6 protein-coding genes and 2 pseudogenes are annotated in these 8,230 nt (G+C 58.6%); 5 read left to right on the forward strand and 3 right to left on the reverse strand.

The genetic code is table 11. The features are described 5' to 3' along the window. The 5 genes and pseudogenes from Q4Q11_RS29680 to Q4Q11_RS29700 form a co-directional block, all read left to right on the forward strand. A partial coding sequence (locus tag Q4Q11_RS29680; RefSeq protein ID WP_498571711.1) for a LysR family substrate-binding domain-containing protein occupies positions 1-639 on the forward strand: 639 nt, incomplete at its 5' end. Positions 640-793: 154 nt separating this feature from the next. Beyond that, complete coding sequence (locus tag Q4Q11_RS29685; RefSeq protein ID WP_498571712.1) at positions 794-1,654, forward strand: formylglycine-generating enzyme family protein; 861 nt, start codon at positions 794-796, stop codon at positions 1,652-1,654. A 125-nt stretch (positions 1,655-1,779) separates the two neighbouring features. Next, positions 1,780-2,330: pseudogene (locus tag Q4Q11_RS29690) on the forward strand (gluconokinase). Positions 2,331-2,651: 321 nt separating this feature from the next. Beyond that, positions 2,652-4,154, forward strand: a complete 1,503-nt coding sequence (locus Q4Q11_RS29695) for a sulfatase-like hydrolase/transferase (protein WP_498571716.1) — start codon at positions 2,652-2,654, stop codon at positions 4,152-4,154. A 280-nt stretch (positions 4,155-4,434) separates the two neighbouring features. After that, entirely contained in the window at positions 4,435-5,748 is a 1,314-nt protein-coding gene (locus Q4Q11_RS29700; protein ID WP_498571713.1) for an MFS transporter, read from the forward strand. Here the strand turns inward: Q4Q11_RS29700 and Q4Q11_RS29705 are convergent. From Q4Q11_RS29705 to Q4Q11_RS29715, 3 genes and pseudogenes are all read right to left on the reverse strand, one after another. Continuing rightward, positions 5,661-5,954: pseudogene (locus tag Q4Q11_RS29705) on the reverse strand (hypothetical protein); the annotation flags it as partial. The gene Q4Q11_RS29700 and the pseudogene Q4Q11_RS29705 overlap by 88 nt on opposite strands. A gap of 167 nt (positions 5,955-6,121) precedes the next feature. After that, complete coding sequence (locus tag Q4Q11_RS29710) at positions 6,122-7,654, reverse strand: sulfatase (RefSeq protein WP_498571714.1); 1,533 nt, start codon at positions 7,652-7,654, stop codon at positions 6,122-6,124. A 72-nt stretch (positions 7,655-7,726) separates the two neighbouring features. Next, positions 7,727-8,230 (reverse strand): MFS transporter (locus Q4Q11_RS29715; protein ID WP_498571715.1); only part of this gene is annotated, 504 nt, incomplete at its 5' end.

Genomic DNA, 8,230 nt, shown 5'->3' on the forward strand with positions numbered 1-8,230 from the left:
CGCCAGAGTCGTCGGCAGCGTCAGATGTGTATAAGAGACAGATTCAACGCTCTTCCGAAAATCATTGCAGCGATACGGTCAGAACTTCCGGATATTCACCTGGTGCTGAAGGAGATGCTGACCGCGGAACAGATCGAAGCGCTCGACGGCGGTCGGATCGACATCGGTTTGATGCGGCCGATGTTCAAGGAGGGTGCGTTCGAGAGCGTGACGATATATTCCGAGCCCTATGTGGTTGCGCTCCACGAAGACCATGTCCTGGCGGGACGATCGTCGCTGGAACTGTCCGATCTGAAAAACGAGCAGCTCATCACCACGCCTCAGGCGAAGCGGCGATATTGGGAGGCAAGATTCCGAGGGGTATTTGCCAGGGGAGATATCCAGCTCCCCGTCGTCCACGAGGTTCATCAAATCCACGCTATCATCGGATTGGTCGCAAGCGGCTCGGGGATCGCATTCGTTCCGGAATCCGTGCAGGCTATTCGGCTTCAAGGTGTCAAATACCTTCCCATATCAGATAGAACGGCGCCGACATCGGAACTGGTTGCGGCATGGCGCAAGCAGGACAAGGCGTCCCCTCTTCGATTAATCACATCAATCATACAGCGCTACCGGCTGCCGAAATCCAAAGCGAACTAGCGCGCCGGCCCACGGCTTAACCCTTATCAATTTCAGCCGCCATGTCGGAGCAATCATGCCAAGATCGAACAGCGTCCAAACGGAAACTAGTTCCTCCTGCTGCTGTGCGACGGGCGGGCGGGAAAGCACGCCCCTCCCGTCACCCGTTTCCATCATGCCTTCAATCGGGACACGAGCGAGCGACATCGTTCGATTGTCGGGGGGGCAATCCTTCGTCGGAACGAACAGGGTCGCCATCAAAGCTGACGGTGAAGGCCCGAAACGGAGCATAAAGCTCCGCCCCTTCGGCATCGACCGCTTCGCGGTTTGTGGTTCTCGCTTTTCGGACTTCGTCGCATCGACCGGCTATGCCACTGACGCCGAGCGGTATGGCTGGAGTTACGTGTTCCATCTATTGCTACCGGACGCCGAGCGGTTCCTTTCGCCTGTAGGTCTGCCCTGGTGGAAAAAGGTCGATGGCGCGAACTGGCGTTCGCCCGAGGGACCCGGGTCCGATCTTTCCGGCCGTGAAGATCATCCCGCAGCGCACATATCCATGAGGGACGCGGAGGCTTTCGCCAACTGGAGCGGCGGACGGCTCCCGACCGAGGCGGAGTGGGAATACGCCGCGCGAGGCGGGCTTGCGGACCCCAAGTTTCCATGGGGCGATCAGGAACCGACTGACGAGAACGTGTTCTGCAACATCTGGCAGGGCAAATTCCCTTATTCGAATTCTATGGCCGATGGGTACCTGTCGACCGCTCCGGTTAGCAGCTTTGAACCGAACGGCTTCGGTCTTTACAACATGAGTGGCAACGTCTGGGAGTGGTGCCAGGACCGTTTCCGCGTCCGTTCGCTTTCGAAACTGGCAAAGGCCCGCTCCGTACAGGCGGACGCGGAAGACGAATACGTGATGAAGGGTGGGTCGTACCTCTGCCACATCAGCTATTGCTATCGATACCGGATTGCCGCGCGCTCCGGGCGGTCGGCCGACTCCTCTGCTGGAAACACCGGTTTTCGCGTCGCCTACGATTGAAAATCGTTAGTAGGCTACGGACTATGATGCCTCGGCTTGATAACAATTTTTAATTTCCGCATCGACCACAAGAAGTTGATGTTCGTCAGAAGCGGTTGCCGGAACTGATTGCCAGACGAAGCGCCATGCCCCGCACCAACCGAGCTGGAGTTTCCATGACCACCGTCAGACCGTCTATCATCGTCGTCATGGGTATCAGCGGTTCCGGAAAAGCTCGCTCGGGAAACTCTTGGCGCGAAAGCTGGCCGGCCAGTTCGTCGAAGGCGACGAACTTCATCCTGCCGCGAATATCGAAAAGATGTCGGCCGGATTTCCCTCGATGACGCCGATCGGGCACCATGGCTAGATAGCATCTCCACCAAACTTAGGGAGCAATTGACCGGCGGACCGCCGGTCGTCGTGTCGTGTTCCGCATTGAAGAAGAGCTACCGGGACCGTCTGCGGGCCGGTGTTGCGGATGCAAGTCTATTGTTTGTTTTTCTCGACGGTTCGCTCGAAGTCCTTCCGATCGTATGCGAGCTCGTGAAGGTCACTTCATGCCGTGCAACTTTTGAGCACCCAGATCGCCGCTCTCGAGCTCCCGATCGGTGAGCCTGACGTCTTGCGGCTCGACATCGCAGTGCCCCTGGAGACGAGCGCTCAGAGAGTGTTTGATCACTTCGCCAGCCTCTCTTAGAACAGGTTCCGTGAACCCCGGAAGCGAAAAGACTTATAAAGGAAAATTATTTTTCTATAATCAGTTATTCCGATATCTCCCGTCTCGAGGTTAGCGCGGACGCTTTGCGGCCGTGCTTGCAGTCGGTGAGGAATTTCCGCAGCACTGGGCAAAATATGAACGCGGGTTTCGAGCGCAATGCGCTGCGAATTCTAATCGCGTATCCAGGTATTCCATATGCCAGCCGGAATCCAATTGTCCAAGACGAAGGCCGATACTGAAAGATGACGGTCGCCGGCTCATGCGACGTCATCCCAGCAAGATGGAGCCGAAATGCCACAAATGCCAGCCCAGGATACAGGACAGCCGAGAAAGCTGAACGTCCTCTTCGTCACAGTCGATCAATGGCCTGCCAATTTGCTTGGCTGCGCTGGTCACGAGGTCATCGAAACTCCAACGCTCGATCATCTGGCGAGCATCGGCACCCGCTTCACGAGGGCATATTCCGAATGCCCGATATGCATTCCCGCCAGGCGATCGATCATGACGGGTACGAGCCCCCGCACCCACGGCGACAGGGTGTTTCAACCGTCACTCACCATGCCCACCGAGCTGCCGACGCTGGCCGAGACGTTTCGAGGCTCAGGCTATCAGACCCAGGCGGTCGGCAAGCTCCACGTCTACCCGCAACGAAATCGCATCGGCTTCGAGGAAGCATTGATTGCTGAGGAAGGTCGTGGCCCCCTCGGAGGCGTCGACGACTACGAGATGTTCCTGGCCGATCGCGGCTATCCCGGCCAGCAGTTTCTGCACGGGATGAGCAATAACGAATATGGCTGGCGCACCTGGCACCTGCCGGAAGAATTGCACGTCACCAACTGGACGACCTGGGCGGGGGCCCGCACGATCAAGCGCAGGGACCCTACCCGCCCTTCCCTTTGGCATGTTTCTTATACTGCCCCCCATCCGCCTCTCATCCCGCTCGCAAGCTATATGGAAAGGTACCGGCATCGCGAAATCGATAGCCCACACATCGGCGACTGGGCCGTGAACGACGAGGCGCTTCCATATCCGTTGCGGCTGACGAGGGAATATTGGCAAAAGCTCCCGCCGGTTCAGCTGGCGGATACCCGCCGGGCGTTCTATGCCCTGTGCACGCACATAGACCATCAGCTTCGAGTCTTGATCGGTACCCTCCGCGAAGAGAACTTGCTCGACGACACGGTCATCCTGGTAACAAGCGACCATGGGGACATGCTCGGCAACCACGGCTTCTACGCCAAACGGTTGATGTACGAAGGCTCGGCAAACGTTCCGATGATACTCGTGGGCCCGAAGGCTGACTCCCGTACCCAGCCTGGCACGGTCGATGACAGGCTGATCGGCCTTCAGGACATCATGCCGTCCTTGCTGGACCTTTGTGGGCTTCCGGTTCCGGCCTCATGCGAGGGTATTTCGATGATCGGGACGAAGAAGCGCGACACGCTGTATTGCGAGGCTCTCGACGGGGCGAAAGCAATGCGGATGGTGCATGACGGCCGACACAAGCTGATCTGGTATCCCGCCGGCTCGGTCTTCCAACTGTTCGACCTGCAGGAAGACCCTCGGGAAATGAGTGACGTGGTCAACCATGACGCATATGCGGCCGTCCTCTCGCGCCTGAAAGGCGTTCTTCGTGACGAGCTTTTTGGAGACGACTTGGACGCTGTCTCCGGCGACGATTTCAAAGGTATTCCGGTGCCGCTCTTCAAGGTCGAACCCAACCGCGGACTTTCCGGGCAGCGTGGACTGCATTTTCCGCCGCCCCCACTTCAGGACCCGTCGATTGTCGTCGGAGGAGCGTGAATTTTCAAATGCCAACATGGGAGGAACGAAGTGAACGACACGAGTTGCCACGCTTGTCGGGGAATCGGCTTTGGCGCGCGACGTACATCGAGGAGGTTGCGCACGCAACTTGGTCATGTTGCCGAAAAAGCATGCACCGATGCGAATATTTCTGCCGAAGGTCGAACGATGGTCCGCTCTCCGCGACCAAGCGACGATTGACGACGTCCGCCTGACCACGGCGCTCAGGTGGAGGGAGAAGCACATCGTCCCTCCATTAAAGACCTAGAGGATCAAAACAATGACTTTGCATCAGCAGACGGCTGCAATTCAGCAGCCGACCCATATGTCCGAAGCAGCAGAGCGAGCCTTTAGCCGCGCAGCCTGGCGCTTGATGCCACTGCTCGTCATTTGCTATCTCGCCGCCTTCCTCGACCGCGTGAATGTCGGCTTTGCGGCGTTGACGATGCGGCAAGACATCAATTTGTCAGCGACTGCTTTCGGACTCGGGAGCGGCGTCTTTTTTATCAGCTATCTCATTTTCGAGGTTCCGAGCAATCTGGCCCTGGCACGTTTCGGCGCGCGCAGGTGGATTGCCAGAATCATGATCACATGGGGGATCGTTTCCGCGCTGGGAGCCTTCGCGTGGAACGGAACCTCCTTCCTGACGCTGCGCTTCCTGCTAGGCGCGGCCGAAGCCGGCTTCTATCCGGGGATCCTAGTGTACCTGACCCAGTGGTTTCCGAACAGAAAGCGCGCGCAGATCATTGCGTTCCTCCTGCTGGCCAATCCCCTCGCCACGATCGTGGGCGGCCCTGTTTCCGGTTTCATCCTCTCGCTTGGCGCTTTCGGGCCGCTCCAGGCCTGGCAAGTGCTGTTCATCGTGGAGGCCATCCCTGCCATCGTGCTCGGTATCGTCGTTTTCTTTGCCCTGCCGGACAAAATCGCGGACGCCCGTTGGCTGACGTCCGAAGAAGCCAGGGAAGCACGAAAGGCGGTGGACAACGATATTGCCAGGAGAGAGCAGACCGCCACTGTCTCGGCTTCCCAGATTTTCACGCATAAATATGTCTGGGCGCTGGCGCTGATCTTCTTCGGGATCTCGCTGACAAATGCCACGGTCAATTTCTGGCTGCCCCAGATGATCAAGCAGGCAGGTCTCAGCGTTCTCGCCACCGGCTTCGCCTCGGCTATTCCTTACGTTTGCGCGGTGGTCGGATTGTTGTTCTGGGGACGAAGATCCGATCGGCTCGAGGAAAGGCGGTTCCACGTTATCGCACCTCTTGGTGTAGCAGTCGTGGGCGTTCTCATCGCCGCATTCGGCACGGGCGCGGCCATGACGATCGTCGGCCTGGCGATTTCGGCAACCGGGCTCTTCGCCGTCCTGCCCGTTTTCTGGACCCTGCCTCCCCAGTTCATGGTCGGCGTTGCAGCCGCGGGCGGGATTGCCGTGATCAACTCCGTCGGCAATCTCGGCGGCTTTTTTGGTCCGTCGATCATGGGATACCTCATCGACCACACCGGCAGCTATTCCGGCGGCTTTATCTTTGATGCGGCAATGCTCCTCGTCAGCGCCACCACAGTCGCGACTTTGACCCGGCCGAGAAAAATATAAGCTGCCGCAACCAGCCATGGACCGGCCATCTCTTTCGCACAGAAGGGAATGGCCGGCTCATGGGTTTCGCGCATCTTCAGCGAAAAGCCCACATCGACCCTTCGCTCCTCGACGGGCTCGTTTGCAAGCATGCGACGAAGGAGATTGCCGGCCTCCACGCCAATCCTGACCTTCGGAATCTCGACGGTCGTCAACGACGGAACACAATGGCCGAGACATGGTGATCGTCAAAGCCCGCAAGTCCGACTGTTCCGGGAATGGTAAATGCGCGCTGCTGCGCCTCACAGAGCGCTCCCAATACGATCGAACCGCCGCCGTCTAAACCGCAGATCGGCATGCGGGACCGATCCCGGGCTCAGCGGGCAGGCTATGCTCAAGCCGTGTTGTAAGTGTCGAGCTCAAACCTCGCAAACATCTCGGCTGGAACATCGTGGCGGCGCATCTCTGCGACCGCCAGCCTTGTCAACCGATCGACGACCGCGGGATCGTCGATCGGAGTGTTTTCGAGCGGATCATTCTCCAGATCGAAAAGGCGGGTATGGTAATCTTGAAAGCTTTCGCCATCATGGTTGGGAACACGCTTGGAATCGTCCCGGGCTTTGATCTTCAGAACCTGGACTTCCTTGGTGAAATCGAATGGTTTTGTGAGCTCCATGTTGCGCAGTTCCTGCAGCGAAAACGGTCCACGCATGTGCATCGGCAGCAGGCGGTATTCGTATAGATCGGTGCTGTCGAGAAACTTCGGCCGTCGATGATAGGCGTATCGCCCATCACAGATGAGAAGCGGTCCGCCGAATACGCCGGACAGGACGACATCGTGCGTGGGACCGTCGCTCGACAGCGTTTGCAGGAGGCTGGCGCCCTTGCATTCGGCAGGAACAGGGACGCCGAAATGGTCAAGGATCGTCGGCAGGATGTCGATGACCGACGTCAGTCCGCTGCGAGCCTGACCGCCCTTGCCCACGTGGTCCGGGTGATAGAGCATCAGTGGAATGTGGGAGATCTCCTGATACTGGGGCATCTTAACCTTCGCCCACCAGTCGTGCTCGCCGAGCAGGAACCCATGATCGGAAGTGACGACGAGCGCGGTGTCGCGCCATGCGTCGGTTTCGTCCATCCAGTCGAGCAGTCGTCCGAGTTGCTCGTCGCAGAACGCTACCAGTGCTGCGTACTTGTTGCGAATCCTTTCCACCTCCTCCGGCGATTCCGAGACCCGTGCATAATTCGGCCAGTCCAAGACAGGCGCGGTCACATCCGCGCCAAACTCCCTGTCCAGCCGCTCTGGAACATGGAATGGTTCGTGAGGGTCGAAGCACTCAAGCTGTAGGAACCAGTTGTCGGCGCTCTGCGCGGTCCTGAGGAATTCCAGGCCCTCGTCGAAGCATTGTGGAAGCGGAAAGTCCTCTTCCTTCACGATGAAGTCGCGGTTCACCAGATGCTGGATCTTGTGCGCCGAGCGCTTGGGGTCGGAGGTGTCGTAGTGCCGGGAATCGAACTTCTTCGAGTACCGGTCGAAATCGGGACGCAGAGAAGGTTTCCAGGGATCGTACTCTTGGCCTCGGACATTGACCCAGGTGTCGAAAGTCGTGTGGTAGCACATGCCGCCGTCTTCGAAGTAGTGGAGATGGTCGGTCACGAGATGGGTGTAGACAGTACGGTCGCGCAGGATCCTGGCGTAGGAATTGTCGAACGGCTCCAGCGGCCCCCAGGCCGAATGGAAGAAGTTGTACCTGCCCGTGTGATGGTCCCGGCGCGCCGGCATGCACGGCATGCTGCCCGTATAGTGGTTGTCGAACCGGACGGACTTCTTTGCCAGCCGATCGAAATTGGGCGTCTCGATCGAGCTGCCATAGCTCTTCAGAGCCTTCCTGTTCAGTGAATCGAAAAGTAGGAAGATCATCTTCATTTTCATATCCTCTCGAAAGATGCGGTTGCACTGCTCGGAGCAATCGGCTGCGAGCGATGCCGAGCCGGAGAATTAGTCGTCCAGATCGCGGCCCATTGGCTCGAATTTCACGCCTGTGATGGCATAGAGGCCGAGCAGAACAGCGACGCCCGCAAGGACGAAGAACGTGTTCGGAAAGCCGAGCTTGTCGACCGACCAGGGAACGATCCATGTCGTGAGGCCGACGACCGTTCTCGCCAGGCCGTTGCCGAGTCCCTGTGCGCGCCCTCTCAGATGGGTTGGCAGCATTTCCGAGGGAAGCGCCCAGAACGACGAGGCGCCAAACCAGGTCAGGAACCCGAGCGTGACGTAGGCCGCAATGAAGAGAGCGGGGATGTTGACCCAATAGACGAGCAGCACCAGGCTGATCGCACATCCCCAGCATGCGATGATCGTCGACGTGATCCGCCCGATGCGGTCGATCGTGGCAAACGCCACCAGCGATCCCGCCAGCCCGCCCACCCAGATCAGCATGCCGCCTTTCAGCGCCGCGGTGTCGCCGAGCAGGCCGACATATTTCAGGACGTAGGGAGCAAC

It is taken from the genome of Rhizobium sp. UFLA01-1127, from assembly GCF_059803845.1.